The organism is Kitasatospora sp. NPDC059817 (genome assembly GCF_042731835.1).
Lineage (GTDB): Bacteria > Actinomycetota > Actinomycetes > Streptomycetales > Streptomycetaceae > Kitasatospora.
Window position 1 is genome coordinate 20,971 of sequence record NZ_JBHWIR010000008.1, and the last position, 25,917, is coordinate 46,887.

General features: G+C 74.9%; 26 protein-coding genes. 9 read left to right on the forward strand and 17 right to left on the reverse strand.

Annotated features, from left to right (window positions below; all coding sequences use genetic code 11):
- Positions 1–4 precede the first annotated feature (4 nt).
- The 3 genes from dhbC to ACFV61_RS02975 all read right to left on the reverse strand — a co-directional run bounded on the left by dhbC (position 5) and on the right by ACFV61_RS02975 (position 3,707).
- A complete protein-coding gene (gene dhbC / locus ACFV61_RS02965; RefSeq protein WP_380489819.1) occupies positions 5–1,156 on the reverse strand; it encodes an isochorismate synthase DhbC in 1,152 nt (383 codons plus the stop codon).
- Between the two features lie 300 nt (positions 1,157–1,456).
- Positions 1,457–2,242 carry a 2,3-dihydro-2,3-dihydroxybenzoate dehydrogenase gene (locus tag ACFV61_RS02970; RefSeq protein WP_380489734.1) on the reverse strand — a complete coding sequence of 262 codons (786 nt, stop codon included), beginning with the start codon at positions 2,240–2,242 and terminating at the stop codon, positions 1,457–1,459.
- A 286-nt stretch (positions 2,243–2,528) separates the two neighbouring features.
- Positions 2,529–3,707 (reverse strand): CapA family protein, encoded by a 1,179-nt coding sequence (locus tag ACFV61_RS02975; protein WP_380489736.1) that lies wholly within the window; start codon positions 3,705–3,707, stop codon positions 2,529–2,531.
- Between the two features lie 244 nt (positions 3,708–3,951).
- On the opposite strand from ACFV61_RS02975, the gene ACFV61_RS02980 reads away from it, so the two are divergent.
- The 3 genes from ACFV61_RS02980 to ACFV61_RS02990 all read left to right on the forward strand — a co-directional run bounded on the left by ACFV61_RS02980 (position 3,952) and on the right by ACFV61_RS02990 (position 6,978).
- Positions 3,952–5,184, forward strand: coding sequence for a M48 family metalloprotease (locus tag ACFV61_RS02980; protein ID WP_380489738.1), 1,233 nt, complete (start codon positions 3,952–3,954; stop codon positions 5,182–5,184).
- Between the two features lie 31 nt (positions 5,185–5,215).
- Positions 5,216–5,638, forward strand: coding sequence for a MarR family winged helix-turn-helix transcriptional regulator (locus ACFV61_RS02985; RefSeq protein WP_063349838.1), 423 nt, complete (start codon positions 5,216–5,218; stop codon positions 5,636–5,638).
- 155 nt (positions 5,639–5,793) lie between these two features.
- Entirely contained in the window at positions 5,794–6,978 is a 1,185-nt protein-coding gene (locus ACFV61_RS02990; protein WP_380489740.1) for a PP2C family protein-serine/threonine phosphatase, read from the forward strand.
- On the opposite strand, the gene ACFV61_RS02995 is transcribed toward ACFV61_RS02990, so the two are convergent.
- Together ACFV61_RS02995 and ACFV61_RS03000 are read right to left on the reverse strand one after the other, a co-directional pair.
- Positions 6,975–7,844 carry a GNAT family N-acetyltransferase gene (locus ACFV61_RS02995; RefSeq protein WP_380489742.1) on the reverse strand — a complete coding sequence of 290 codons (870 nt, stop codon included), beginning with the start codon at positions 7,842–7,844 and terminating at the stop codon, positions 6,975–6,977. The two genes, ACFV61_RS02990 and ACFV61_RS02995, sit on opposite strands and share 4 nt — an antisense overlap.
- 97 nt (positions 7,845–7,941) lie before the next feature.
- Complete coding sequence (locus tag ACFV61_RS03000; RefSeq protein WP_380489744.1) at positions 7,942–8,361, reverse strand: MerR family transcriptional regulator; 420 nt, start codon at positions 8,359–8,361, stop codon at positions 7,942–7,944.
- Positions 8,362–8,493: 132 nt separating this feature from the next.
- Here ACFV61_RS03000 and ACFV61_RS03005 point away from each other — a divergent pair, with 132 nt between their 5' ends.
- Complete coding sequence (locus ACFV61_RS03005) at positions 8,494–9,447, forward strand: NAD(P)-binding domain-containing protein (protein WP_380489746.1); 954 nt, start codon at positions 8,494–8,496, stop codon at positions 9,445–9,447.
- 3 nt (positions 9,448–9,450) lie between these two features.
- Here the strand turns inward: ACFV61_RS03005 and ACFV61_RS03010 are convergent, their stop codons facing one another.
- Together ACFV61_RS03010 and ACFV61_RS03015 are read right to left on the reverse strand one after the other, a co-directional pair.
- Complete coding sequence (locus ACFV61_RS03010) at positions 9,451–10,239, reverse strand: SDR family oxidoreductase (RefSeq protein WP_363366819.1); 789 nt, start codon at positions 10,237–10,239, stop codon at positions 9,451–9,453.
- Positions 10,240–10,354: 115 nt separating this feature from the next.
- On the reverse strand, positions 10,355–11,284 hold the full coding sequence (locus ACFV61_RS03015; protein ID WP_380368919.1) for an NADP-dependent oxidoreductase: 930 nt from the start codon (positions 11,282–11,284) through the stop codon (positions 10,355–10,357).
- 166 nt (positions 11,285–11,450) lie between these two features.
- Here ACFV61_RS03015 and ACFV61_RS03020 point away from each other — a divergent pair, with 166 nt between their 5' ends.
- From ACFV61_RS03020 to ACFV61_RS03040, 5 genes are all read left to right on the forward strand, one after another.
- Complete coding sequence (locus ACFV61_RS03020; RefSeq protein ID WP_380489749.1) at positions 11,451–12,881, forward strand: LuxR C-terminal-related transcriptional regulator; 1,431 nt, start codon at positions 11,451–11,453, stop codon at positions 12,879–12,881.
- A 13-nt stretch (positions 12,882–12,894) separates the two neighbouring features.
- Positions 12,895–13,359: a protein-tyrosine phosphatase family protein gene (locus tag ACFV61_RS03025; protein WP_380489751.1), complete on the forward strand. Its 465-nt coding sequence runs from the start codon at positions 12,895–12,897 to the stop codon at positions 13,357–13,359.
- Between the two features lie 252 nt (positions 13,360–13,611).
- Complete coding sequence (locus ACFV61_RS03030) at positions 13,612–14,367, forward strand: (5-formylfuran-3-yl)methyl phosphate synthase (RefSeq protein ID WP_063349831.1); 756 nt, start codon at positions 13,612–13,614, stop codon at positions 14,365–14,367.
- A gap of 8 nt (positions 14,368–14,375) precedes the next feature.
- Positions 14,376–15,779, forward strand: coding sequence for an aldehyde dehydrogenase family protein (locus tag ACFV61_RS03035; RefSeq protein ID WP_380489753.1), 1,404 nt, complete (start codon positions 14,376–14,378; stop codon positions 15,777–15,779).
- Between the two features lie 27 nt (positions 15,780–15,806).
- Positions 15,807–16,946, forward strand: a complete 1,140-nt coding sequence (locus tag ACFV61_RS03040; protein ID WP_380489821.1) for an NAD(P)-dependent alcohol dehydrogenase — start codon at positions 15,807–15,809, stop codon at positions 16,944–16,946.
- 25 nt (positions 16,947–16,971) lie between these two features.
- On the opposite strand, the gene ACFV61_RS03045 is transcribed toward ACFV61_RS03040, so the two are convergent.
- From ACFV61_RS03045 to ACFV61_RS03090, 10 genes are all read right to left on the reverse strand, one after another.
- Positions 16,972–17,877, reverse strand: coding sequence for a class I SAM-dependent methyltransferase (locus tag ACFV61_RS03045; protein WP_380335939.1), 906 nt, complete (start codon positions 17,875–17,877; stop codon positions 16,972–16,974).
- Positions 17,878–18,042: 165 nt separating this feature from the next.
- The gene (locus ACFV61_RS03050) at positions 18,043–18,567 is read right to left on the reverse strand and encodes a hypothetical protein (RefSeq protein WP_380489755.1); all 525 of its coding nucleotides are present in this window, start codon (positions 18,565–18,567) and stop codon (positions 18,043–18,045) included.
- 299 nt (positions 18,568–18,866) lie between these two features.
- Entirely contained in the window at positions 18,867–19,850 is a 984-nt protein-coding gene (locus ACFV61_RS03055; protein WP_380489757.1) for an urease accessory protein UreD, read from the reverse strand.
- A complete protein-coding gene (gene ureG / locus ACFV61_RS03060) occupies positions 19,847–20,467 on the reverse strand; it encodes an urease accessory protein UreG (RefSeq protein WP_063349828.1) in 621 nt (206 codons plus the stop codon). The genes ACFV61_RS03055 and ureG overlap by 4 nt, the downstream gene beginning before the upstream one ends.
- A 97-nt stretch (positions 20,468–20,564) precedes the next feature.
- Positions 20,565–21,320 carry an urease accessory protein UreF gene (locus ACFV61_RS03065; RefSeq protein WP_380489759.1) on the reverse strand — a complete coding sequence of 252 codons (756 nt, stop codon included), beginning with the start codon at positions 21,318–21,320 and terminating at the stop codon, positions 20,565–20,567.
- Positions 21,317–23,041: an urease subunit alpha gene (gene ureC / locus ACFV61_RS03070; RefSeq protein ID WP_063349826.1), complete on the reverse strand. Its 1,725-nt coding sequence runs from the start codon at positions 23,039–23,041 to the stop codon at positions 21,317–21,319. Before ureC ends, ACFV61_RS03065 begins: the two co-directional genes overlap by 4 nt.
- A complete protein-coding gene (locus ACFV61_RS03075; protein ID WP_063349825.1) occupies positions 23,041–23,439 on the reverse strand; it encodes an urease subunit beta in 399 nt (132 codons plus the stop codon). The genes ureC and ACFV61_RS03075 overlap by 1 nt, the downstream gene beginning before the upstream one ends.
- Positions 23,440–23,463: 24 nt before the next feature.
- Complete coding sequence (locus ACFV61_RS03080; RefSeq protein WP_380489761.1) at positions 23,464–24,378, reverse strand: sirohydrochlorin chelatase; 915 nt, start codon at positions 24,376–24,378, stop codon at positions 23,464–23,466.
- Positions 24,379–24,381: 3 nt separating this feature from the next.
- Positions 24,382–24,687, reverse strand: coding sequence for an urease subunit gamma (locus ACFV61_RS03085; RefSeq protein WP_063349823.1), 306 nt, complete (start codon positions 24,685–24,687; stop codon positions 24,382–24,384).
- Between the two features lie 90 nt (positions 24,688–24,777).
- Positions 24,778–25,749, reverse strand: coding sequence for an urea transporter (locus ACFV61_RS03090; protein ID WP_380423762.1), 972 nt, complete (start codon positions 25,747–25,749; stop codon positions 24,778–24,780).
- Positions 25,750–25,917: the final 168 nt, after the last annotated feature.

A 25,917-nucleotide genomic window follows, 5' to 3' on the forward strand; every position in this document is an offset into this window, starting at 1 on the left:
GCCGTCACTGCGACACCCCCGCGGCGTCCAGGAAGGTACGGAACTTGGCACTGGTCTCGGCGAGTTCGTCCTCGGGCCGGGACCGGTCGACGACGCCCGCACCCGCGTACACCCGCAGGGTCCGCTCGTCCGCCTCCGCGCAGCGGATGGTGACCACCCACTCGCCGTCGCCGTCCGCGTCACCCCAGCCGACCATGCCGGTGTACAGGCCTCGGTCGAAGGGCTCGACCTCGCCGATCACCCGCCGGGCGACGGCCGTCGGCGTGCCGCAGACCGCCGGGGTCGGGTGCATGGCGGTGGCCAACTCCAGGGCGGAGACCGCCGGATCGGCCAGTTCGCCGGTGATGGTGGTGGCCAGGTGCCACATCGCGGCGGTGCGCACCAGGGTCGGCCGCGCCGGCACGTCCAGGGTGCGGCAGTACGGCGCCAGCGCGGCGCGGATCGCATCCACCACGACGGCGTGCTCGTGCAGGTCCTTGGGCGATTCCAGCAGCGCGGCGGCGCGCCGGACGTCCTCGCCGAGGTCGGCGCTGCGCGGCACCGAGCCGGCCAGCGGGTTGGCCAGGACGGCCGTTCCGCGCCGGGAGACCAGGAGTTCGGGGCTGGCGCCGATCAGCGTCCGCCCGCCGCCGGCGGGGACGGCGAAGGTGTAGCCGCCCGGGTCGCGGCGGCCCAGCCGCTGGAGGATCGCGGGCAGGTCCAGCGGGCGGTCGGCGCTCAGCTCCAGCGTGCGGGCCAGCACGACCTTGCTCAACTCGCCGCCGCGCAGCCGCTCGACGGCCGCCGCGACGCCCGCGCCGTACGCGGCCGGCTCGGGGATCGGGCGCACCTGCCAGTCGACCGGCTCGGCCGGCGGCGCGGGCAGCGCGATCAGCGGGTCGTCGCGCAGCGCCCCGGCTCTGCGGACTCTCTCGGGGACGGCGAGTTCGACCCGGCTGTCGTGGTCGAACGCCACCGCGCCGACCACCAGCGGCCGTTCGACCCCGGCGCGACGGGCCTCGGCCAGCGTCGCGGCGACCCGGACGGGCAGCGGGCGCTCGTCCTGCGGGACGCGGGCGTGCACCCCGGCGGTGAGCAGGGTGCGGGTCGGCGAGGCGAGGAACGCCTCGTCGGCCGCGGCCCGGTACTGGCCGAGCAGGCCGCTGGCCGCGCCGATGACGGCGTGGTCGGGGCCCGGGGCGGAAGCGTCGGCGGGCCCGGCGGGGGCCGGGGCGGCGGCGGGGGCGGGAGCGGCGTGCTCGGCGACACCCCCGGCGGGGGCGTGGTGCACCGTGGTCACCGTGAAGTCTCCAGTCTGGGACGGTCTGGACGGTCTGCGCGTCAGGGAAGAGGGTCGGGGAGGGAGGTCAGGGAGGGAGGTCAGGGCATGGCCGGCGCCCGGGGGTTGCCCGGGGCGCGGAGGGGAGCGGCGAGGAAGGCGGGGGGACGGCGAGGGCGGTCAGGGCGGTCAGGGCGGTCAGGCGCGCAGGGTCGCGCCGCCGTCGACGTAGAGGTCGTGCATGGTGATGTGCCGGGCCCGGTCGGAGGCCAGGAAGACCACCGCCTCGGCGATGTCGGCGGGTGCGGCGATCCGCCCGAGCGGGATGCCGACCCGCCAGGCGCCCAAGTCGCCGTCGATGACCCGTTGTTCGGCGGCCTCGGCGTCCTCGCCCCAGAGCGCGCGCTGCATCCCGGTGTCGGTCGAGCCGGGCGAGACGATGTTGCACCGCACGCCGGAGCGGGCGAGTTCCAGCCCGAGGCAGCGGGTGAACATGGTGGCCGCCGCCTTGGACGCCGCGTACGCGGCCATGCCGGCGCGCGGCACCCCGGCGGCGTTGGAGCCGACGGTGACCACGGCGCCGCGGCCGCGGTCGGCCATCCGGCGGCCGACCGCGCGGCCGGTGTGGAAGACGCCGGTGGTGTTGACCGCGAAGGTCTCCGCCCAGTCCTGGTCGGTGAGTTCGACGACGGGTGCGGTGCGCAGGATCCCGGCGACGTTCACCAGTGCGGCGATCGGCCCGAGTTGGCGCTCGATCAGGTCGACCGTGTCGTCCACCGCCCGGCCGTCGGCGACGTCCAGGACGTACGGGTGCACGGCGGGCGAATCCGCCGCGAGGGCGGCGAGCGGGCCGGGGTTGCGGTCCACCGCGGCGACGACGGCCCCCTCGGCGACGAGCGCCCGGGCCACGGCCGCACCGATGCCCTGCCCGGCCCCGGTGACCATCGCGACGGCACCGGCGAATTCGGACTTTTGCACGGACATCCCCTCCGACCAGCAATATTAGGTAAGCCTAACCTAACACATATGTTCGGCTGCGCCGATGCCCTGTGCAGTCGTCAACTCACCGCCGCTCCCTCGACTCCGGCCCGATCGCCGCCGCTTCCGGGCGCGCCAGTACGAGACGTTTCGTCTCGCCGAGACCGTGGACCGAACCTCCCACGGCCGCGGTGCCGCGGCGGCTGGAGGGCGGCGAACTGCCGGACGGCGACCGGGAGCTGAGGGCGGCTCCCGGTCGCTCACGAGAGGGCCACGTGCCCCCGGAAACGACTCAGCCCGTCGCGCCGGTCGCCGGAGCCGACGGGGCTGCCGGGGCCGGGGCGAGGCCGGTGCAGCCCCGGAGGGCGTCGCGGCGTTTGCGGGCCGCCTCGGCGGTGGCGCCGGTGACCGGGGCGGGGACGCCCTTGTCGTCGATGGTCGCCGGGGCGAAGGCCTCGCCGGTGACCTTGCCGTCGCGGGTGAGGGTGAGGGTGGTGACGCCGGTCTCGTTGGAGAAGGCGTAGTTGGAGGTGCCGTACCAGAGGAAGTTGCCGAAGCCGTAGCCGATGTACGTGTTGCCGAGCATGCCCGAGCCGACCATGGTGTGGGCGTGGGTGCCGACCACGGCGGTGGCGCCGGCGGTGGCGAGCTTCTTGGCGATGGCGGTCTGCGGGCCGGTGGGGCAGGCCTTGCCCTCGTCGCCCCAGTGCAGGTAGACGAGGACGACGGGCGCCTGCTGCTTGGCCGCCTCGACCGCCTTGACCAGCGCGGGGACGTCCAGCGCGGAGGCGATGCCCGGCTTGTTGGCGCCGGCCCGCCACTTCTGGTTGGTGAGGTCCTCGACCTGGCTGGCGGCGACGACGGCGACCTTCACACCGCGCACGGTGGTGACGTACGGGGCGTACGCCTCCTTGGCGTTGCGGCCGACGCCGACGACCGGGATCGGCGAGGAGTCCTTGGCGGCGAGGGTGTCGGTGAGGCCGTCGGCGCCGAAGTCGACGGCGTGGTTGTTGGCCATGGAGACGACGTCGACGCCGGAGTCCTTGAGCGCCGAGAGCGCCTTGGGCGAGGTGCGGAAGGTGTAGGTCTTCGGCTCGGGGGCACCGCGCCCGGTGATCGCCGTCTCCAGGTTGAGGACGGACAGGTCGGCGTCGGCGAGCGTCCGGGAGAGCGGGCCGAGGGCCTGCTCGGGCGGCTGGACGGCGAGCCGGGCCTCGGTGCGGCCCTCGAAGTGGACGTCTCCGGCGAACGCGACGGTGATGCTGCCGTCGGGCCGGGGCGCGGCGTTCTTCCCGGCGGCGGTTCCGGAGGGCGTCGCGCCCGGGCTGGTGGGCGTGCCCGCCGCCCCGCCCGAGGCGGCCGCGGTCGAGCCGGGCGCGGCGGCCGGCGCCGGGGCGGGGTCGTCGGGCCCGCAGGCGGCTATGGCGGTCAGGCCGACGAACAGCGCGACGGCGGCCGCGGCACGGCGCATGAGTGGTTCCCCCCGGGTCGATCCAGAAGCGGTCAGCCTACGGCACGGCTTCCGCACCCATCCGCCTCGGTTCCGCAACATTCCGAGCACAACACCGGCTCCATTCCGAGCACAGCACCGGCGGGCCGAACACCAACGGCTGGAGCACCGGACGCCGAGGACTGAGCGCCGCCTCGGCGCGGTAGGAGATGCTGAACCGCCCCGCCCGCCCCCGTCCGCCAGAGCCCGGAGCCGCACCCACCCCATGGACGACACCGAGACCACCGCCTCCGCCGGCCCCGCCCCCGCCGGCCGCCCACCAGTCGACTTCACCCCCGCCGAGCGCGCCCGTGGCCGCGCGCTGCGCCGCGCCCAGCTGCCCTGGGCGCTGGGCGGGCGGTTGGCGGGCCTGGCGCTCACCCTGTTGCTCGGCCTGACCCCGGCCGGCGCCGGCCTGGTCTCGGCCGTCGGCGGCTGGTTCGGCGACTCCCGGACGGCCGGGGTGCTGGCGGGCGCGGCGGCCCTGGTGGTGCTCGGCCAGGCGTTGCAGCTGCCGTTCGGCGCCCGGCTGCGGGCGGTCCGGGCCCGGTACGGGCTGGTGACGCAGGGCTGGGCCGGCTGGGCGGTGGACGCGCTGCGCGGCCTGGGGCTGGCCCTCGTGCTGGTCCTTCCGCTCGCGCTCGGGCTGTTCGCGCTGACCGCCTGGTCGCCGCGGCACTGGTGGCTGCCGGCGGCGGGCGCGGCGGCGGTGCTGACGGCGGCGCTGTCCTTCCTGCACCCGCTGCTGATCGAGCCGGTGTTCAACCGTTTCACTCCGATGCCGCCGGGCCCGCTGCGCAGCGCCCTGCTGGCACTGGCCGAGCGGGACGGCGTACGGGTGCGGGACGTCCTGGTGGCGGACGCCTCGCGGCGGACCACCGCGCTCAACGCGTACGTGTCGGGGCTGGGCGCGACCCGCCGGATCGTCGCGTACGACACGCTGCTGTCGACGGCCACGCCGCGCGAGGTGGAACTGGTGGTGGCGCACGAGCTGGGCCACGTGAAGCACCGGGACGTGCCGTTCGGCACCTTGCTGGGCGCAGTGGGCGCGGCCGTGGCGGTGGCCGTGCTGGGGGTGCTGGGCGCCTGGCAGCCGCTGCTGTCGGCGGCGGGGGCGGCGGATGCGGCCGATCCGCGGGCGCTGCCGCTGCTGGCGGCGTGCGCGGCGCTGCTGGGGGCGCTGTCGGGGCCGGCCCAGTGCGCGGTGAGCCGCCGGATCGAGGCCAGGGCGGACCGGCACGCACTCGAACTGACGTCGGACGCCGAGCAGTTCGTCGCGATGCAACGCAGACTGGCGTTGGCGAACGTCTCCGATGTCGACCCGCCGAGGGCGCTTGAGCTACTGTTCGCCACTCACCCGAGTGCGACCCGCCGGATTGCCGCCGCCCGCGCCTGGCAGGCCACTCAGGGGCAGGGAGGCCCGGAGCGGCGCGCGGACCCGGGGGATTCCGTTGTATAGTGCAACAAATATCGAGGAGGTAGGAACGCCCGTGCCCGGCCGCCAGTCGTCCATCGACGCCATCCAGCGCGAGCTGACCGCCTTCGCCCGGCGCGCCCGGCACAAGGCCTCCCAGCTGCACCCCGACCTCTCCCTGGTCACCTACAGCATCCTCGACCTGATCACCGAGCGCGGCGGCTGCCGGGCCGCCGACGTGGCCGCCCACTTCATGCTCGACAAGTCCACCGTCAGCCGCCAGGTCACCGCCCTGGAGAAGCTCGGCCTGCTGCGGCGCGAGGCCGACCCGGACGACCAGCGCGGCCAGATCCTGCGCGCCACCGAGGCCGGGCTCGCCCTGCTGCAGGACGCCAACGAGCAGCGCCGGCTGGCCTTCACCGCCCGCTTCACCGACTGGTCCGACGAGGACGTCGCCCGCTTCGCCGCCTACCTGGCCCGCTACGGCGAAGAGGGCTGAGACCCCCCCTGTACTGAGACCCCCTGCACTGAGCCCCCCTGCACCGAGACCCCCCGTACTGAGACCCCTGTACGGAGTGCGCCCGAGGGCCTCCGGGGTGCACCCGAGGAGCGCCCGGGGTGCGCCGCACCGCCCCGACGGTGTACAGAGGAAAGGTGCCACTCCGGCAGCGTCCCCGTGACCCGCAGCCCCGCGACCGCCCGCGCGACCGCCGCCACCCCCGGCGGCCCGACCGTCGCGCGCTGACGGCGCTGTCGCTCGCGCTGATCGTCGTGATCACCGTCGTCGACATCCTCTCCCCCGCACAGATCCACCTCGGCCCGCTGCTGATCGTCGCCCCCGCACTCACCGCCTCCTACGCCGGCGCCCGGGCCACCGCCGGAGTCGCCCTGCTGGCCCTCGCCGCGCTCACCGTCATCGGCATCCTCCGGGACGGCCTCACCAGCGCCAACATCGAGACCCAGTTGGGCGCGCAGCTCGTCGTCTCCGCCCTGATCATCGGACTGCGGGCGCTGCGCGAACGGTACGAGCGCGAGCTGGCCCAGGTCCGCTCGGTGTCCGAGGCCGCCCAGCGGGTCCTGCTGCGCCCGCTGCCGGACCGGATCGGGCCGCTGCACCTGGCCTCCGTCTACCTGGCCGCCGAGGCCGAGGCGCAGGTCGGCGGCGACCTGTACGCGGCCGCCCGCACCGCCACCGGCACCCGGCTGCTGGTCGGCGACGTCCGCGGCAAGGGCCTGTCCTCGCTCGGCGACGCGGCCCTGCTGCTCGGCGCCTTCCGCGCCGCCGCCCACCTGCACGCCGACCTGCCCGGGCTCGCCGCCTACCTCGACGGCAGCGTCTGCTGGGACCTCGCCCAGCTCGGCGAACAGGCCCGCCGGCGCCGCCTGAGCGGCGAGGACCCGGACGAGGCGGCCCCGCCGGAGGACAGCGGCGAGTCCTTCATCACCGCCGTCCTGCTCGACATCCCCGACGACGGCACGGCGATCCGACTGATCGACTGCGGCCACCCGCCCCCGCTGCTGCTGCGCCCCGACGGCATCACCACGCTGGCCGCCCGCCGCCCGGCGCCGCCGCTGGGCCTGGGCGAGCTCGCCCCGGTCCGCTACGAGGTGGAGACCTTCCCGTTCCAGCCCGGCGACCGGCTGCTGATCTACACCGACGGCGTGATCGAGGCCCGCGACGCCGACCGGCGCTTCTACCCGCTCACCGACCGCGTCACCGCCTGGCAGGACGAACGCCCGACCGCCCTGCTCCAGCACCTGCGCCGCGATCTGCTCGCCCACGTCGGCGGCCGGCTGGACGACGACGCGGCGATGGTCATCGTCGAGCGGCTCCCCTAGCTCCCCCGGCTCTCCTGGCTCTCCTGGCTCCCCTGGCTCCCCTGGCTCTCCTGGCTTTCCTGGCTCTCCTGGCCGGCGTCCGAGGAGGCGGGCGGCTGGTGGACGTACGGGGTCGACGTGGTCAGGATCGCGAATCCGAGCCGTTGCAGGATGGGGCGGCTCTGGTCGCTCGCGTCGACCTGGAGGTAGCGGTACCCGAGGTCGGCGGCGATGCGGGCCCGGTGGGCGACCATGGCCCGGTAGATGCCCCGCCCCCGCCAGTCGGCGACGGTGCCGCCGCCCCACAGGCCCGCGAACTCGGTGCCCGGGTTCAGTTCCATCCGCGCCGCGCACACCGGGCGCTCGCCGGCCATCGCCACGACCAGGCTGACGGTCTCCGGGCTCCGGGCCAGCTGGTCGAGCATCCGCTGCCGCAGGCGGGCGCTGCTGGTGCCGAAGGCCTGCTCGTGGACGTCCGCCACGAGGTCCACCCCGGCCCGGTCGGTCACCGGACGCAGGTGGACGCCCTCGGGCAGGGCGGTGTCGGTGGCGAGGTCCTCGATCCGGGCCACCATCACCGCCTCCTGCGGCTCGGCCGTGAAACCGGCCGCCCGCAGCCGTTCCCCGAGGTCGCCGGGCCGGTCGTGGGCGTAGGTCTTCCATTCGAACTCGCGGCCCAGTGCGGTGAAGTACCGCACCTGTGCCGCGATCGCCCGGTCCGCCGTGGCCTCGTCGAGGTCCGACCACAGGACGCCGTTCCAGTCGTGGGCGGCGCCGACCTGCCGGATGACGTCGCCGTCCCGCTCGATCCGGGCACCGGGGCCGTCGGGCTTCGCTTCGCGCCTCAGTCGGCGGTCGAACAGGGCGAGTGTGTCCTCATGATCCATCCGCCCACTCCAGCACAGGGCGGCGTGCCGCGCGATCGGGTTTCTCCCGGCGGCGCGGCCCGGGCCCGACGGGCCCGGGCCACCGAAACGACAGGGCTCAGGCCCGGCGGGGAGGGCGGCGGGCGGAATCCTGGTCCGGGCGGGGTGCGCGGATGAGGTCGCTCGGCGCGTCGGCCCCCATGATCGCGTCCAACAGCCCTCGCGCGGCGGCGAGTTCGTCGATCTGGCGGGTGATGCGGGCGCGCTCGCGGGCGAGGCCGGTGAGGAGCTCGGGGCAGGTGGGGCCGGGGCGGCGCGCGCCGGGGCGGGGGAGGCCGGGGAGGATCCGGGCGATGGCGGCGCTGCCGAGGCCGGCGGCGAGGAGGGTGCGGATGCCGTGGACGGTGTCGATGTCGGGTTCGCCGTACTCGCGGTAGCCGCTGGGGCGGCGGGCGGGGGCGAGCAGGCCCTGTTCCTCGTAGTAGCGCAGGGCGCGGGGGCTGACGCCGGTGCGCCGGGCGAGTTCTCCGATCCGCATGCCGTGCCGTCCTTCGTTCGTCCGACTCCGCCGTTGACTCCGCTATTGACGCCGCCGTCGGCTCCGACGCCAGCTCTGACATCGACTCCGCCGTTGACTCTGACGTCGACGTGAAGGTCTAGCGTAGCCGCCATGCCGACCGAACGATCTTCCGCAACCCCCTCCTCCCCCACCGCAGTTGCCGTCCTCGGCCTGGGCCCGATGGGCCGGGCGCTGGCCCGGGCCCTGCTGGCCGCCGGGCATCCGGTGACGGTGTGGAACCGCACGCCGGGGCGGGACGCCGAACTCCGGGCGCTCGGGGCGCGGTCCGCCGCGACGGCGGCCGAGGCCGTCGCCGCCGGACCGCTCGCCCTGCTCTGCGTCCGGGACCAGGCCGCCGCCCGGGCCGTCCTGGACTCCGCCGGGGCCGCGCTGCGCGGCCGCACGCTGGTGAACGCCACCTCCGTCACGCCGGACGACGCCCGCGCGAACGCCGCCCGGGCCGGGGCCGGCGGCTTCCGGCTGCTCAACGCCGCGATCCTCACCCCCACCCCGACCATCGGGCGGCCCGAGGGCGCCGTGCTGCTGAGCGGCGACGCCGGGGCCTTCGCCGCGCACGAGGCGGCCCTGCGCACCCTCGGCGGGGGCGTCCGGCTGCTCGACAGCGGGGATCCGGGCCGGGCGGCGGCGTTCGACGCGGCGCTGCTGGACCTGTTCTGGACCACCGTGCACGGCTACCTGCACGCGCTGGCGCTGGCCCGCGCCGAGGGCATCGGCGGCGCCGAACTCGCCCCGTACGCACAGGGCCTGCCCCGCCTGCTGCCGGCCCTGATCGACGAGTTCGCGCAACGGGCGGACCAGGGCAGCCACCCGGGTGACCGCAGCAGCGTGGCCTCGGCGGAGGCCGGTCTGGCGCACGTCGCCCACACCGCCCGGGCGCGCGGCCTGGACACCGCCGTGCTGGACGCGGCACTGGCCGTCACCCGGCGGGCGGTCGCGGCCGGTCACGGCCCGGACGGGGTGTCCGCCCTGGTCGAGACCGTCGGGACCATCAAGACCGCCGGGGCCGCCGCGACCGCCGGTGGCGTCGAGCACACCGAGGGCTGACGGCTACTGCGCGAGGTAGCCGCCGTCGACGGGCAGCACCGCGCCGGTGATGAAGGAGGCGTCGTCGGAGGCGAGGAACAGGACGGCCGCCGCGACCTCCGCCGGGGCCCCGAGGCGGCCCATGGGGTGGCGCTTCTCGATCGCGGCGAGGTACTCCGTCCCGCCGGGCTCGTCGTACAGGCGGGCGACGCGGTCGGTGGCGATGGTGCCGGGGGCGACGGCGTTGATCCGGATGCCGCGGTCGGCCCATTCGACGGCGAGGTGCCGGGTGAGGCCGGAGGCGACGAACTTGGCGGGCCCGTAGACCGCCTGGCCGCGCTGGCCGGCCTCGCCGGAGATGGAGGAGACGCAGACGATCGCCCCACCGGGCCGTTCCTGGGCGGCCATCGCCTGGATGCCGTACTTGCAGGTGAGGAACATGCCGCGGCCGTCGACGGCCATGACCTGGTCCCACTCCTCGGCGGTGGCCTCGGTGACCTCCATGAGCGGGATCACCCCGGCGTTGGCCACCAGGACGTCGAGGCGTCCGTACCGTTCGACGGCGGCGTCGACCATCCGGCGGGCGTCCTCGTCGCTGGCCACGTCGCCGACCACCGTGCTGACGGCGTGCGGGAACCGGTCGGCCAGCCGGCGCAGGCCCTCGGCGTCGATGTCGGTGCCGACCACCGACGCACCCTCGCGCACGAAGCGTTCGGCGACGGCCCGGCCGATGCCGTTGGCCGCGCCCGTCACCACGCAGGACCGCCCGGCCAGGCGGCCCGCCGACACCCCTGATGTGTTCTCAGTCACCATGCCACCGGACTCTACCGATTCCACGTCAGGAAGCCCGGTGCATCGACCAGTTGATCAATGCACCGGGCCGGTCGCCGAACCTCGACGACCTCCGGCACCCCCGGCGCCCATGGCCTCAGACCGTGAGCACGATCTTGCCGCGCAGGTGCCCGTGCTCGCTGAGCCGGTGTGCCTCGGCCGCCTCCGCCAGCGGCAGCACCTGGTGCAGCGGCAGCCGCAGGGTGCCCGCCTCGTGCAGCGCCAGCACGGCGGCGTAGGCGCGCTGGTGGTAGGACTCGACGCCCTCCGCCCCACCGCTGAAGCGGACGCCGTACTCGGCGGAGCCCGCGAAGTCGACGATCGTCACCACCCGGTCCGCGGAGCCGGTCAGCTCGATGGAGAGCGGCAGCACCCCGCCCTTGCCCGCCGCGTCCAGCGCCCGGTCCACCCCGCCCGGGGCGGCGGCCCGCACCCGCTCCGCCAGGCCGTCGCCGTAGGCCACCGGGATCGCGCCCAGCTCGCGCAGGTAGGCGTGGTTGGCCTCGCCTGCGGTACCGACCACGGTGATCCCGCGCGCCCGGGCCAGTTGCAGCAGCAGGGTGCCGACCCCGCCGGCCGCGCCGTGCACCAGCAGCGTCTCGCCGGCCCGCACGCCCAGGACGCCGAGCACCCGCTCGGCGGTCTCGGCCGCCACCGGGATCGCCGCGGCCTCCTCCCAGCTCAGCGAGGCGGGCTTGCGGGCCAGCAGGTCGGCGTCGACGAGCGCCTGCTCGGCGTACGCGCCGCCCATGACGGCGCCGAACACCTCGTCGCCGGGCGCCCACGCGGTCACGTCCGGGCCGACGGCCTCCACCACACCGGCCAGCTCGTAACCACCGACGTGCGGGAAGGAGACCGGGAAGGCCGCCACCATCGAGCCGCTGCGCACCTTGTGGTCCAGCGGGTTGACGCCCACCGTGCGGACCGCGACCCGCACCTGGCCGGGGCCCGGGGCGGGCAGCTCGACGTCGGTCGGGCGCAGCACGTCCACGCCGCCGTACTCGGAGAAGGCGATCGCCTTGGTCATGGAATGTCCTTGCGGGTTCGGTGAGTTGTTTCTTCCGTCGGCTCCATCCTGGATCGTCCGGGGCGGTCGCCAGGCCCGCCTTTCGGATGGTTCCACCTGTCCGAACGGCCAGGCCACCACCCCGGCCCCCGGGCTAGGCTGGCCGGCATGGGCGACGGCATCGGCGTTGACAGGCGTTGACAAGGGCCTGCGCAACGAGACGGGCGGGGACGTGGACGGCGAGAGCGTGGACGGCGGGAACGAGAACGGCAGGGACGGGAACAGCGTGGACGAGAGGTGGCGGCAGCACTGGGGCCGCCCCGAAGAGGCGCTGGCGCGCGCCGTCGAGGTGCTGCGCACGCCCCGGCCGCACCTGATGGACCGGCTCTCCGAGGTGGTCGCCACCCTCGTCCCGCACGTCGCGATCGCCCAGCTCAGCGGCATCTGCACCTACTCCCCCACGCTCGCCTTCGGCCCGCCCGAGCTGACCGCCGCCGTCAGCGGCCTGGAGCTCGCCAAGCTGGCCGAGACGACCACCTCGGCGACGGCCGACGGCCGGGCCTGGCAGGGCGAGGCGCAGCTGGCCGGGCGGGCGAGGTCCGTCGTGGTGGTCACGGCGTCGGCGTCGGACGCCACCACCGCGGTGCTGGTGCTGGTCCGGGACGGCGGCGCCGAGCCGGTGGCGGCCGGGGCGCTCGCCGTCCTCCAGCAGCTGTGGGACTTGGTCACCACCCACTCGCACCACCGCGCCACCGACGCCGGCCCCACCCACGCGGCGGCCTCCCGGGCCTCCGCCAACGCCCGGGCCCGGGCGATCGCCGAGTTCACCGGCTCCCACGGCGCCGCGCTCACCGCGATCCTCGCGCCGCTGCGCTCCGCCGCACTGGACGACGCCACCGCGCGCCGCGCCGCGACCGAACTGGCCGTGACGGCGCTGCTCGACCTGCGCCGGGGCGCCGACCTGGACCGGGCGCTCAGCGAGGAGCCCGCCGACGCCGCGTTCGCCCGGCTCGACCAGCAGTTGCGCCCGCTGCTGCGGCACACCCGGGTGCGGCTGGACGTGGCACCGCCGGCGGAGGCCGGCCGGTCCGTGCCGGCGGACACCGCGCACGCCGCCCGGGACGCCGTCCGGGCGGCCGTCCTCGTGATGCTGGAGCAGGACGCCGTGACCAGGCTGCACGTGAGCTGGCGGTTCACCGGTGACACGCTGCGGGCGGTGGTGCGGGACGACGGCCCCGGCCTGCTGGCCGCCGACGCGCTGGCCGTCCACCGCACCGCCGACCGGATCGCCGCCCTCGGCGGGCGCTGCGCCATCGAGGCCGTCCCCGGCTGGGGCACCACGGTGAGCGTCGACCTGCCGCTCGGCCTGCCCGAACACCCGCGCGTCACCGACCCGTTGGACGGCCTCCAGCCGCGCGAGCTGGAGGTGCTCGACCAGCTGGCCCAGGGCCGGCGCAACCGGGACATCGCCGTGGCGCTGCACATCAGCGAGTCGACGGTGAAGTTCCACGTCGCCAACATCCTGGCCAAGCTCGGCGTCTCCTCGCGCGGCGAGGCGGCGGCCCTGGCCCACCGGGCCGGGATGCCGGGCACCCCGGCCCTGCACGTCGCGTCCTGAGGAGAACCACGAGATGACCGAGACCCCCGAGACCCCCGCGCCGACCGGGCCGACCACGCCCTGGGACCCGGCCGCCCCCGGCGTGCTGCGCCTGCCCTCCGGCCGGCTGCTGCGAGGGCGCGGCCTCAGCCGCCCGCTGCCGCCCGGCCCGCACCCCTCCTTCGGGCTCTACCTGCTGGGCCGCCCGCCCAAGCCGCTCCCGTGGCAGGGCCGTTGGGTGCGCTGGCCCGACTTCCGGCTCCCCGCCGACCGGGCGGACGCGGCCGACGCCTTCCGCGAGGTCTGGCGGCGGTCGGCGACCGAACGCGTCGAACTCGCCTGCGTCGGCGGCCACGGCCGCACCGGCACCGCCCTCGCCTGCGTCGCGATCCTGGACGGCGTCCCGGCCGCCGAGGCCGTCGCGTACGTCCGGGAGCACTACGACCAGCACGCGGTGGAGACGCCCTGGCAGCGCCGCTTCGTGGAGCGGTGGGCCTGAGGCCTGAACGGCCGTCCCGGCGGCCGGGAGCGGGAATCCCGACCCGGCGACCCGGCCGCACTCGCGTGCGACGGGTTCGAACTGGAGTGTCCGGCGCGCCGAGGGGTGGCCGCGCCACGGGAGTGACCCGTTCGGGCTCCGCGCGCCCTACCGGGGGTCGCGGGCCGAAGGAATGATGAGCGGATCGCACGTGATCCAGACGACCCCGCACACCGGCCCCGGCCGGTGGACCTGCGGTGGAAGGAGCCCACGTTGTTGCTGCTCATCTCCCCGGACAGTGTCGAGGAGGCCCTCGACTGTGCGAAGGCGGCGGAGCACCTCGACATCGTCGACGTCAAGAAGCCGGACGAGGGCTCGCTCGGCGCGAACTTCCCGTGGGTCATCAGGGAGATCCGCGACGCCGTCCCGGCGGACAAGCCGTTGTCCGCCACCGTGGGGGACGTCCCGTACAAGCCCGGCACCGTGGCCCAGGCCGCGCTCGGTGCGGCCGTCTCCGGCGCCACGTACATCAAGGTCGGCCTCTACGGGTGCACGACGCCCGAACAGGCCGTCGACGTCATGCGAGGAGTCGTCCGGGCCGTGAAGGACTACCGGCCGGACGCGTTCGTCGTCGCCTCGGGCTACGCCGACGCCCACCGGATCGGCTGCGTCAACCCGCTCGCGCTGCCCGACATCGCCCGCCGCTCCGGCTCCGACGCGGCCATGCTCGACACCGCGATCAAGGACGGGACCAGGCTGTTCGACCACGTTCCGCCCGAGGTCTGCGCGGAGTTCGTCCGGCTGGCCCACGAAGCCGACCTGCTCGCCGCGCTCGCGGGCAGCGTCAAGGCGGCGGACCTCGGCACGCTGACCCGCATCGGCACCGACATCGTGGGGGTGCGCGGGGCCGTCTGCGAGGGCGGCGACCGCACCGCCGGAAGGATCCGGCCGCAGCTGGTGGCCGACTTCCGGGCGGAGATGGACCGGCACGCCCGGGAGCACGCGGCCGTCGTCGCCGCCGCGAGTTGACCGCCGGCATGCCGACGAGCCGGCCCGGCCGCCCGCCCGGGCCCGACGGCGGGCGCTTCGCCGTCGTCGACCCGGCGACGGGCGAGGCCTTCGCCGAGGCCCCCGACCAGCAGCCGGACACGCTGGACGCCGTCGTCGGCCGGGCCCACGAGGCCTGGCGCGGCTGGCGGGCCGACCCCGCCGCCCGCGCCGCCGCGTTGCGCGCGGCAGCCGACGCCGTGGAGGCGGCCGGAGCCGACCTCGCCCCGCTGCTCACCCGGGAACAGGGCAAACCCCTGGCCGAGTCGGCCGCCGAGGTCGCCCGGACGGCGGCCCGCCTGCGCTACTTCGCCGACCTGGCCCCCGCGCCCCAGCCGATCGCGGACGGCCGTCCGGTGCGCAGCGAGATCCGCTGGCGGCCGCTGGGGCCGGTCGCCGCGATCGTCCCGTGGAACTTCCCGCTCCAGCTCGCGGCGGCGAAGTTCGCGCCCGCGCTCGCCGCAGGCAACACGATGGTGCTCAAGCCCTCCCCGTTCACCCCCCTCGCCACCCGCCTGCTGGGGTCCGTCCTCGCCACCGCCCTCCCCGAGGGCGTCCTGACGATCGTCACCGGCCGCGAACCCCTCGGCGCCCGGCTCGCCTCCCACCCGGGGATCCGCCACGTGACCTTCACCGGCTCGGTCCCCACCGGTCGGGCCGTCGCGGCGGGCGCGGCCGCCTCGCTCGCCCGGGTCACCCTGGAGCTGGGAGGCAACGACGCCGCCGTCCTGCTGGACGACGTGGACGTGGACCGGATCGCGGACCGGCTGTTCTGGGCGGCGTTCCGCAACTGCGGGCAGGTCTGCATGGCGGTCAAGCGCGTCTACGCCCCGGCCCGGCTCTACCCCCACGTGGTCGAGGCCCTCGCGGAGCGGGCGAAGAGCGTCGTCGTCGGCGCCGGACTCGACCCGGGCACCCGGCTGGGGCCGGTCAACAACGCCCCCCAACTGGCCAGGGTCGAGCGCTACACGGCCCGGGCCCTGGCAGGCGGCGCCCGGGCCGCGGCCGGTGGCCACCGGCTGGACCGGCCGGGCTACTTCTTCGCCCCGACGATCCTGGCCGACGTCCCCGCCGACAGTCCGGTGGTGACGGAGGAGCAGTTCGGCCCGGTCCTGCCGGTGCTGGCGTACCGGAGCGTCGACGAGGCCGTCGAGGCGGCCAACGACACCGGATTCGGGCTGGGCGGCTCGGTGTGGGGGACGGACCTCGACCGGGCCGAGGCGGTGGCCGACCGGCTGGAGTGCGGGACGGCGTGGATCAACCACCACGCCGAACTGTCCCTCGCCCAGCCCTTCGCGGGCATCAAGGACAGCGGTGTCGGCGTCGCGGGCGGGCCGTGGGGGCTCTACGGGAACCTCAGGCCGTTCGTCGTGCACCGGCCCGAGGAGGCTTGACGATCCGGAGGAGGCGTGACGGTGACGATGAGGTTCGACGCGGCGGTACTGCGCTCGTACGAGGGCGGGTTCGCCGTCGAGGAGGTGGTCCTGAACGGGGGGCCGGCCGACGGCGAGGTCCTGGTGCGGATCGCGGGCTGCGGGATGTGCCGCACCGACCTCGCGGTCCGGCGTTCGGCGGGCCGCTCGCCGCTGCCGGCGGTGCTCGGGCACGAGGGGGCCGGGGTCGTGGTGGAGACCGGCGGCCCGCACACCGGGCTGAGCGTCGGCGACCACGTCGTGCTGAGCTTCGACTCCTGCGGACACTGCCGCAACTGCCTGGGCGCGGCCCCCGCCTACTGCGACTCCTTCGCCGCGCTCAACCTCTTCGGCGGGCGCAAGGAGGACGCGGCGCGGTTCACCGACGCGGCCGGGGGCGAACTGGCCCCCCGGTGGTTCGGCCAGTCCTCGTTCGCCGAGTACGCGATGGTTCCGGCGCGCAACGCCGTCCGGGTCGACCGCTCGCTGCCCGTCGACCTGCTCGGGCCGCTCGGCTGCGGCTTCCTGACCGGTGCCGGGGCCGTGTTCAACTCCTTCGGCGCCGGCCCCGGCGACACCGTCGTGGTCCTCGGCGCGGGGGCGGTGGGCCTGGCCGCGGTGATGGCGGCCACGGCCGCCGGGGCGGTGACCGTGGCCGTCGACCGGTACCCCGAACGGCTGGACCTCGCCGAGCGGTTCGGCGCGATCCCGCTGCGCGCCGGACCAGCCGACCAGGCCTCCGGGCCCGACCCTGTCCCCCGGCCCGGACTGGCCGAGCGGATCCAGCGGCTGACCGACGGCGGCGCGCGGTACGCGCTGGACACCACGGCCTCCGCCCCGCTGATCAACGAGGCGCTCCGGGCCCTGCGCCCGACCGGCCACCTCGGGCTGGTGGCCCGGCTCCGCACCGCGCTGCCGCTCGATCCGGGGACACTGGACCGGGGCCGGCGGATCTCCCACATCTGCGAGGGGGACGCGGTGCCGGCCCTGCTGATCCCCCGGCTGACCCGGCTGTGGCAGGCCGGGAAGTTCCCCTTCGACCAGCTGATCCGCCGGTACCCGCTCGCCGCCGTCAACGAGGCCGAACGCGACTGCGACGCGGGCCGGGTGGTCAAACCCGTCCTGGTCCCGGAGCGGAGCGCCCGCTGAGCGAGGCGCTCCGCCCGGTGGCTCGCTACACCCGGGGCTTGTGCGCGAACACCCAGCGGTTGCCCTCCAGCGCGTCGTTCGGCTCGGGCAGGGGACCGCGTCCGTGCTGGTGGGTGAAGTCGAAGGGGGTGTGGACCGAGGTGATCCAGCCCTTGCCCGCCAGGGCGCCCGCGGAGTCGGGCCGCGGCTCTGCGTCGAACAGATCGAGCAGGTCGATGCCGATCTGGTGCTTCGTCGAGGTGTAGAGCGGGCTCTCGCGGTAGTCCAACAGGCTCTTCTCCAGCTTGACCTCGTACGCCATGGCGCTGCCGCCCGCGCTCAACCGGCCGACCGTGTCGATGAGTTGCGTCTCCACGCCGTTGGGCAGGTAGAAGAGCAGCCCCTCCGCCAGCCAGACGCTCGGCACGGCCGCGTCGAAGCCGGCCTCGGTCAGCGCTGCGGCCCAGTCGGCGCACAGGTCGGCGGCGACCGGGACGCGCGCCGCCTTCGGGGAGGCCGACAGCCCGCCGAGCACCCCGTGCTTGAAGGCCAGTACGCCCTCCCGGTCGACCTCGAAGACCGTGCAGCCGGGAGGCCAGTCGAGCCGGAACGCCCGCGTGTCCAACCCGGCGCCGAGCAGGACCACTTGACGGGCGCCCGAGTGCACCGACCGGAGCAGGAAGTCGTCGAGGACCCTCGTCCGCAGGCCGAAGTAGCGCGCGAACCGCCCCCACAGCGGGTTCGCGTCCCCGTCCGGCACCTGGTGCATCCGGACCGGCCAGCCCGCGGACGCCGGCGCGGCGAGCACGAAGTGCTCCGCGTAGACGTCCTGCGCCAGGGTGTCGTCCCGGTGGGTCTCGATCGCGCGTGCCGCGGCGACCAGGAGGGCCGTCAGACCGACACCGCCCTCCACCCCCTCCACACCGGTGCTCCGGTGCGCCGTACCGACCATGTGTCCTCCTCTTGAAGCGAGTTGAGAACGCGAACAGCGAGGAATGCGACTGCCTCCTCACTATCCAGCCGGCCCGCGCCCGCCCGGGAGCGCTCCCACCGGATCCACCCGACCGGGTGAATCCCGCCGTCGCGGCGCCCGGACGCCCCCCGGGTGTGCTGCTGCTCACCGACCGCGCCGGGCCTGTTCGCGCACGTGCTCGGGGTACCAGCGGGTGATCCGGAACGCCAGCACCAGCAGGATCACCGGGATGACCCAGGTCAGCCAGTCCTTCGCCGAGCCGACGTGCAGGGCCGCCAGCCCCAGGAGCGCCGTGATCAGGAAGACCGTGCCCCAGAGCGCGGTCAGCAACCGGTTGGTGCGCCGGAACCGCGGCGTGCCCCAGACCTCCGGCGGCGTGGACTCCCGGGCGTACTGCTCGGTGAACGGGGTGAACGCCAGCGATCCCAGGGCCACCGCCGCGAGCACGCCGCTGGACAGCACCTGCGCGTAGGTCTCCAGCCAGACCAGGCTGTGCCGGTCGAGCACCAGGCCCAGTACGCAGAGCACGGCGAAGAAGGCCACGCCGGCGATGGTGAGCACCTTGAGCGCACGGTGGCGCGCGTCCGGCAGGGCGACGACGAGCGCGGCGACCAGCGCCGTCAGGGCCGCCAGTTTCCAGGTGCTCGGCCCGGCGATGACGTCGAACACGATCCACGGGACGAACGAGAGGAAGACCGAACCGGACCGCAGACCGCCCCGGCCCCGGCGTCCCGGCCCCGGACCGGGACCGGGGGCGGGGGCCGGGGCGGGATCGGCTGCCGGGCCGGATACGGGGTCGGGCGGGGAAGGTCCGAACGTGGGTCGGTGCATGAGAGCCTCCGGTTCCATGCTGCGACCAGGCCGGTCCGGCTGCATCCGGGGCCGCCCTCGCCCCCTCGCGCCCCCTCCCCGAGGCGCCGGGGCGCTTCGGGGAGGTGCGGGGAGGTGCGGGGAGGTGCGGAGCGGGGTCAGGTCTTGCGCAGGGCCGGGGCCGGGGCGCCGATGAGGAGCCGGCGCACGGCGTCCCAGGCGGTGCGCTGGGCGGCGGCGCAGGCGCGGGTGTCGGAGCCGAGCAGGCGGAGCCAGGCGCCGCTGTCGTGCGGGAGGACGCTGACGCCGTGGAGCAGGCCGCTGCCGGCCAGGGCCTCGTGCAGGGTGTCGGCGACCTGCGCGGCGGGGGCGAGCGGAGTGACGACGTAGAGGCTCGCCATGACGTCGTGGCCGGCCAGGACCGCCGGGCCGGTGACGCCGGCCGCCGGGGGCTCCAGGCGGACGGTATCGAGGGCGACCAACTGACCGTCGGGGCGCCGCACTTCGAGGTCGGAGGCGAACACCTGGTAGGCGTTGCGCTCGCCCCGGGCGAGGCGGCCGGCGAGGACGGTCTCGCCGGCCAGCACGGTGGCGGTGGGGTCGACGGTGAGGACGGTGCGCTGGTAGAGCCGGGAGTCGACGAAGGGGATGACGGGCTCGGGCAGGTACTCGACGTAGGCGCGGGGGCCGGCGTCCAGGTTGACCAGCTGCGTCGCGTAGTCGAACTCCATCCGGTAGACCTTGGTGGCCGCCTGGGTGGTGAGGTGGGTCGCGGTGTCGGCGCCGCAGCGCAGGTCGGTGCGGAGCCGGTCGGCCTGGAGGATGCCGCCGCCGGTGGACATCAGGAAGGTGACGGCGAGGTCCGGGCGGGCCGGGTCGAAGTAGAGCGGGCGCATGATCTGCAGCGGCGACTTCTGGTAGTGGCCGGTGAGTTCGGTGCGTTCGCCGATCCGTTCGAAGGCCAGCTCCAGCAGGCCGACCTTGCCGGGGCGCCCGACGCCCAGGGTGTCGGGCGTCCCGGCGTACCGGCGGACGGCGTACGGGACGCGGGCCGGCTCGTAGTGCCGCGGATCGAGCCGGGGCACGGCGGCCTCGGCGGCCTCCCCCGCAGCCGCTTCCCCTGCGGCCGCAGTGACGGTCATGCCGGGACCTTGCGGAAGGTCTCCAGGAAGGTGGCGATCTCGTCCAGCCCGTGCCCGGTGAGGCAGTTGGTGAGCACGACCGGCCCGCCCTCGCGGACGCGGTGGGCGTCGGACTCCATGATGCCGAGGTCCGCGCGGACGTACTGGGCGATGTCGATCTTGTTGATGACCAGCAGGTCGGACTCGGTGATGCCCGGGCCGCGCTTGCGGGGCATCTTCTCGCCCTCGGCGGTGTCCAGGACGAAGAGGAAGAGGTCGACCAGGACGGGGCTGAAGGTCAGCGTGAGGTTGTCGCCGCCGGACTCGAACAGCAGGGTGTCGACGTCGGGGAAGCGCTCCAGCATCTCGGCGCCGGCCGCGAGGTTCATCGTCGGGTCGTCCCGGACGGCGGTGTGCGGGCAGGCGCCGGTCTCGACGCCGACGACCCGCTCGGGGTCGAGGACGCCGGCCAGGGTGCGACGCACGTGCTGCGCGTCCTCCTGGGTGTAGATGTCGTTGGTGATGACCGCCGGGCGGTGGCCGTTGGCGATCAGCACCGGGACGAGGGCCTCGATGAGCGCCGTCTTGCCGGAGCCGACCGGCCCGCCGATGCCCACGCGGAGCACGTTCTCGGTCATTGCTGTCTCCTTCTGATGCGGTGTGACGTTGGTTCTGCGTCCGGGAGGAGCGGGAGCCGCGGCACTCCCGTGCCCGCCCGCACCTCCCGGACGCGGTTCAGCTGGCGAACAGCCGGGCCTCGGCCCGTTCGTGCCGTCCGGACATCGCGTCGGCGACCGGCACGCACCCGCCCAGGTCGTCCAACTCCCGGGCGAGGGCGGCCCGTACGGTCTCCTCGATCACCGGCGCCGCGGCCCGCAGCACCACCTGCGCCTTGCGGTGGTCGGTCAGCCGCAACCGCAGGGCGGCGCCGACGAAGCTGGTGCAGAAGGCGAACAGGTCGCCGGCGACGGCCTGGTCGACGGGCACGGCGGCGGAGGCGTAGGCGACTCCGGCGGCCACCGGCTGGGAACCGGGGGCCTGCTTGGCGGCGACCAGTTCGGCGTACCGGTCCAGCGGTTCGCCGCCGATCGACTCCCGGGCGATGTCGAGGAGTTGGCGCCCGGTCCGGGTGGAGGCCAGGCGCAGCTCGCGGTTGAGCTTGGTGGCGTGCAGCCGGTGGTCCACCTCGACCAGCAGGCCCCAGTCGCCGGCCCGGGCGGCGCCGTGGGCGAGGGCGAGCGCGGTGGCGTCGCCGGGGCCGACCGAGTGGCGCAGCAGGTCGGTGAGCAGGTCGGGCATGGTGTCCGCGGTGACGGCCTTGGCCTGGGCGTAGCCCTCCAGGCCGTGCGAGAGGGTGTAGAAGCCGCTGGGGAAGGCGGAGTCGGTCAGCTGGAGGCTGACCAGCAGGGCGTCGAGGCCTCCCCCGGGCCCGGGAGAGCCGGGCCCCGACGAACCGGGCCCCGAAGAGCCGAGCCCCGAAGCGCCGCTCACGCGAGGTAGAACAGGTGGTTGAGCGGGAGTTCGCGGGCGGGCTCGATGGTGGCCGGCTCGCCGTCCAGGGTGACCTTGTAGGTCTCCGGGTCGACGGCGATCTTCGGCAGCGCGTCGTTGCGGACCATGTGCTGCTTGCCGACCGAGCGGCAGCGCCGCACGGGCAGGACCCGGCTGTCCAGCCCGAGTTGGGCCGGGACGCCGAGGTCGATGGCGGCCTGCGACATGAAGGAGACCCGGGTGGCCTGCTTGGCCCGGCCGAGCGCGCCGTACATCGGGCGGTAGTAGACCGGCTGCGGGGTGGGCAGCGAGGCGTTCGGGTCGCCCATCAGCGCCCAGTTGATGACGCCGCCCTTGATGACCATCTTGGGCTTGGCGCCGAAGGAGTTGATCGGCCAGAGCACGATGTCGGCGAGCTTGCCGCTCTCCAGCGAGCCGATGTGGTCCGCGGTGCCGGAGGCGATGGCCGGGTTGATGGTGAGCTTGGCGAGGTAGCGCAGGACGCGGAAGTTGTCGTTGCGCTCGGTGTCGCCGTCGAGCTTGCCGCGCTGGTCCTTGCAGTGGTGGGCGGTCTGGAAGGCGCGGGTGAAGGACTCCCCGATCCGGCCCATCGCCTGCGAGTCCGAGGAGAAGATCGAGATGACGCCCTCGTCGTGCAGGACGGTCTCGGCGGCGATCGTCTCGGCGCGGACCCGGGAGTCGGCGAAGGAGACGTCCTCGGGGATGTCGTGGCTGAGGTGGTGGCAGACCATCACCATGTCCAGCAGTTCGTCGACCGAGTTGACGGTGTAGGGCAGCGTGGGGTTGGTGGAGGACGGCAGGACGTTGGGCTCGCCGGCGATCCGCATGATGTCGGGGGCGTGGCCGCCGCCCGCGCCCTCGGTGTGGAAGGTGTGGATGGTGCGGCCGTCGATGGCGGAGAGGGTGTCCTCGAAGAAGCCGCCCTCGTTGAGGGTGTCCGTGTGGATGGCCACCTGGACGTCGTACTCGTCGGCGACGCCGAGCGCGCTGTCGATGGCGGCGGGGGTGCTGCCCCAGTCCTCGTGGACCTTGAGGCCGCAGACGCCGGCCTCGACCTGCTCGCGCAGGGCGCCGGGCAGCGAGCCGTTGCCCTTGCCGAGGAGGCCGACGTTGACCGGGAGGTCCTCGACCGCCTGGTACATCCGGTGGATGTTCCACGGGCCGGGAGTGCAGGTGGTGCCGTTGGTGCCGTCGGAGGGGCCGGTGCCGCCGCCGATGAGGGTGGTGATGCCGTTGCTCAGCGCCTCCTGCACCTGCTGCGGGGCGATGAAGTGGATGTGGGTGTCGATGCCGCCGGCGGTGGCGATCAGGTGCTCGCCGGAGATCACCTCGGTGCCGGGGCCGATGACCAGCCGGGGGTGCACGCCGCTCTGGGTGTGCGGGTTGCCGGCCTTGCCGACGGCGGTGATGAAGCCGTCCTTGACGCCGATGTCGCCCTTGACCACGCCGAGGACGGCGTCCATCACGACGACGTTGGTGATCACCAGGTCCAGCGCGCCCTGGGCGGAGGTGGCGGCCGGGTCCTGGGCCATGCCGTCGCGGATGCCCTTGCCGCCGCCGTAGACGGCCTCGTCGCCGTAGTGGCCCTGGTTGAAGTCCTTCTCGATCTCGACGACGAGGTTGGTGTCGGCGAGGTGGAAGCGGTCACCGACGGTGGGCCCGAAGAGATCGGTGTACTGCTTGCGGGACAGCGTGGCCATCAGCGGTCGCCTTCCTTGTGGTCGAGGTTGGTGCCCTTGAACCCGAGGGCGATCGCCCGGTCGATCGCCCGGGCGCGGGTGTCGGCCGACCTGATGCCGCCGTCGACGAGGTTGCTGAAGCCGATCAGGCGGCCGTGGCCGCCGAACTCGGCGAGCGTGACGTCCTTGGTGTCGCCCGGCTCGAAGCGGACGGCGGTGCCGGCCGGGATGTCCAGGTGCTTGCCGTAGGCGGCGTTGCGGTCGAAGTCGAGGGCGCGGTTGGCCTCGAAGAAGTGGTAGTGCGAGCCGACCTGGATCGCCCGGTCGCCGGTGTTGCTGACCGTGATGGTGACCTGGGCGCGACCGGCGTTGATCTCCACCGGGTCGTCGCCGTACAGGTACGTGGCGCCACCAGACATGGCGGGCCCTTCCTCTCTGTCGGTTCAGTGATATGTGTGGCCGTGGGTGTGTCCGTCGGCGGCACCGTGCCCGTGGCCGTGGCCGTGCCCATGCGAGTCCGAGTGCGAGTGGTCCCCGCCGTGGCCGTGGCTGTGCGCGTAGCCGTGCCCGTGCTCGGCGTCGAGGCCGGCCAGGATGCCGTCCTCGCCGTGGCCGAGCAGGTGCAGGGCCGCCGCGGTGCGGGCCGCGACGACGCCGGCGATCGCGGACGGCCGCAGCAGCGGCCCGCCGTCCCGCACCCCGGGCAGTTCGGTGCGCAGCGCCGGTCCGAACGAGGCCGGGACGGCCGTCACTTCGCGGGCGCCGAGCAGCCGGCAGCGTTCGGCGCCCTCGGCGAGGTCGGGGTCGCCGCCCGCGAAGGCCACCTCGACCCAACGGTGGTGGCCGTACTGGCGGACCAGCCGGGCGATCCGGAACAGGTCCGCGTCCTCGAAGGGGCCGGCCGCCGGGGCGGTGACCAGCACGGCGCCGTCGGGCCCGGGGGCGGCGTAGGCCGCGGCCCGCAGCCAGCCGACGAGGTGGTCCTTGCCGCCGAACGCCCCGGTCAGGGCGAGTCGTCCGCGCCCCTCCCCTGCGGCCAGCCAGCGCAGCGCCCGGGCGGTGTCGGCCACCAGCTTCGGGTCGCGGCCCAGCGTCATCGGGACGACGCACACCGGGCCGTCGGTGGCGGCCAGCGCCGAGCGGACGGCCTCGGCGAGCGCCCGGCCGGCGGCGGCCGCGGCGTGGACGGCGGGCTCGCGCTCCACCAGGGCGGCCAGGTCCCGGCCGCCGTCGCTCTCGTGCCCGCCGGCCAGCACCACCGTGGCGGCGGGCGTCGGGGCCGAGGTCGGCGCGGGCGCCGGGGCCGAGGTCGACCCTGGCGTCGGACCGGTCGCCGCTTCCGCCTGACGTACCGTCATGGCTCAGGCACCCACCGGGTCGTGGCAGGAGACCAGCTTGGTGCCGTCCAGGAACGCGGCCTCGACCTGGAGCAGCGGCAGCATCTCGCGGACGCCGGGCATGACGTCCTCGCCGCTGACGACCTGCTTGCCGATCTCCATGCACTCGGCGACGGTGCGCCCGTCCCGGGCGCCCTCCATGATCGCCTCGCTGATCAGCGCGCAGGCCTCGCTGTAGTTCAGTTTCACACCGCGGTCGCGGCGTTTGCGGGCCAGATCGGCCACGACGTAGATGTACAGCTTGTCCATCTCACGCGGGGCGAGATTCACGGGAATCACTCTTCCTTTCCGAGGGAACTCCGCAGGAACTCCGAATGAACACGCCTGTCACGGGCGGGAATTCGGGCTACCGAAACCCGGTCAGACTCTGCGCAGCCGGGGAATGGCCGGCACCGCCGCCAGGAACAGCATGGTGGTCAGGACGAACGGCCAGGTGAAGGCGTGGCCGCCGAACGGCGCGGTGGCGGCGGCCAGCGCCGGGGTCAGGACGGTGGCGGCGGCCGCGCCGAGGACGGCGTAGGCCGCGCTCCACCCGCCGGGGGCGACGAACACGCCGCACAGCGCCATCGCGACGAGCACCCCGCTGTACCCGAGCAGCCCCTGGCCGACGGCGTCGGCGGGCGCGCCGAGCGCCCAGGCGGTGAGCAGCCCGGTCGCGCTGCCCGCGCAGGCCAGCAGGCCGGCCGGGCGGCTGGCCGCGAAGATGCCGGCCAGGAACAGCAGGCCGACGTACCACTGGGGCATGAAGAAGATCTGGCCGATGTTGGCGAAGAACCCGTGCCACAGCTGGTCCCAGGTCAGCCCGGTCGGGCCGGCGGCCGGCCCGGCCAGGGCGGTCGGGGCGCCGGTGCCGTGCCACAGGTGGCGGAAGCCGGGCGCCGCGGCCGTCGTCGCGGTGGCGACCAGGCAGAACGGCGCGGTGAGCGCGGGCAGTTTCCAGCTGTCGAGCACCGCGCCGAGGCCCGCGGTGACCACCACGGCGACGACGGCGCCGAGGACGGCCGCCGCGACGGTGGCGGGGTGGTCGGGTCCGAGGAAGACCGCGCACCCCAGCGCCACCAGGCAGCCGTTGTAGCCGTGCAGCCCGGCCTCGACGGCGTCGCGCGCCAGCCGCAGGCCGTACGCGACGGCGGTGCCGACGGCGCTGCCGAGCAGGCCGTAGACGCCGTAGCGCCAGCCGGCCGCGAAGAGTGCGGCCACGAAGAACAGGCCGCAGACGGCGGACGGCATGAAGTCCACCTGCGCGACGCCGCGCAGGACTTCGACGGCTAACTTGAGGGATATCGGGCGGGCGGCCCCCGAGGCCCCCGGCTCACCCTTTTTCTGACCCATACTTCGCACCAATTCCCGGTACGGCTTTTCACGGCATGGCGAATAGTCCCGCAAGGCTGCTCGGCTTTACTCGCGAGCACGCCCGGCGATTCCTCCGGAACCGTACTCCTGCGGAATGCCGGTCGGCGCGGACACGACCGGTTACACCCGTATGGCGAAGGGTGATCA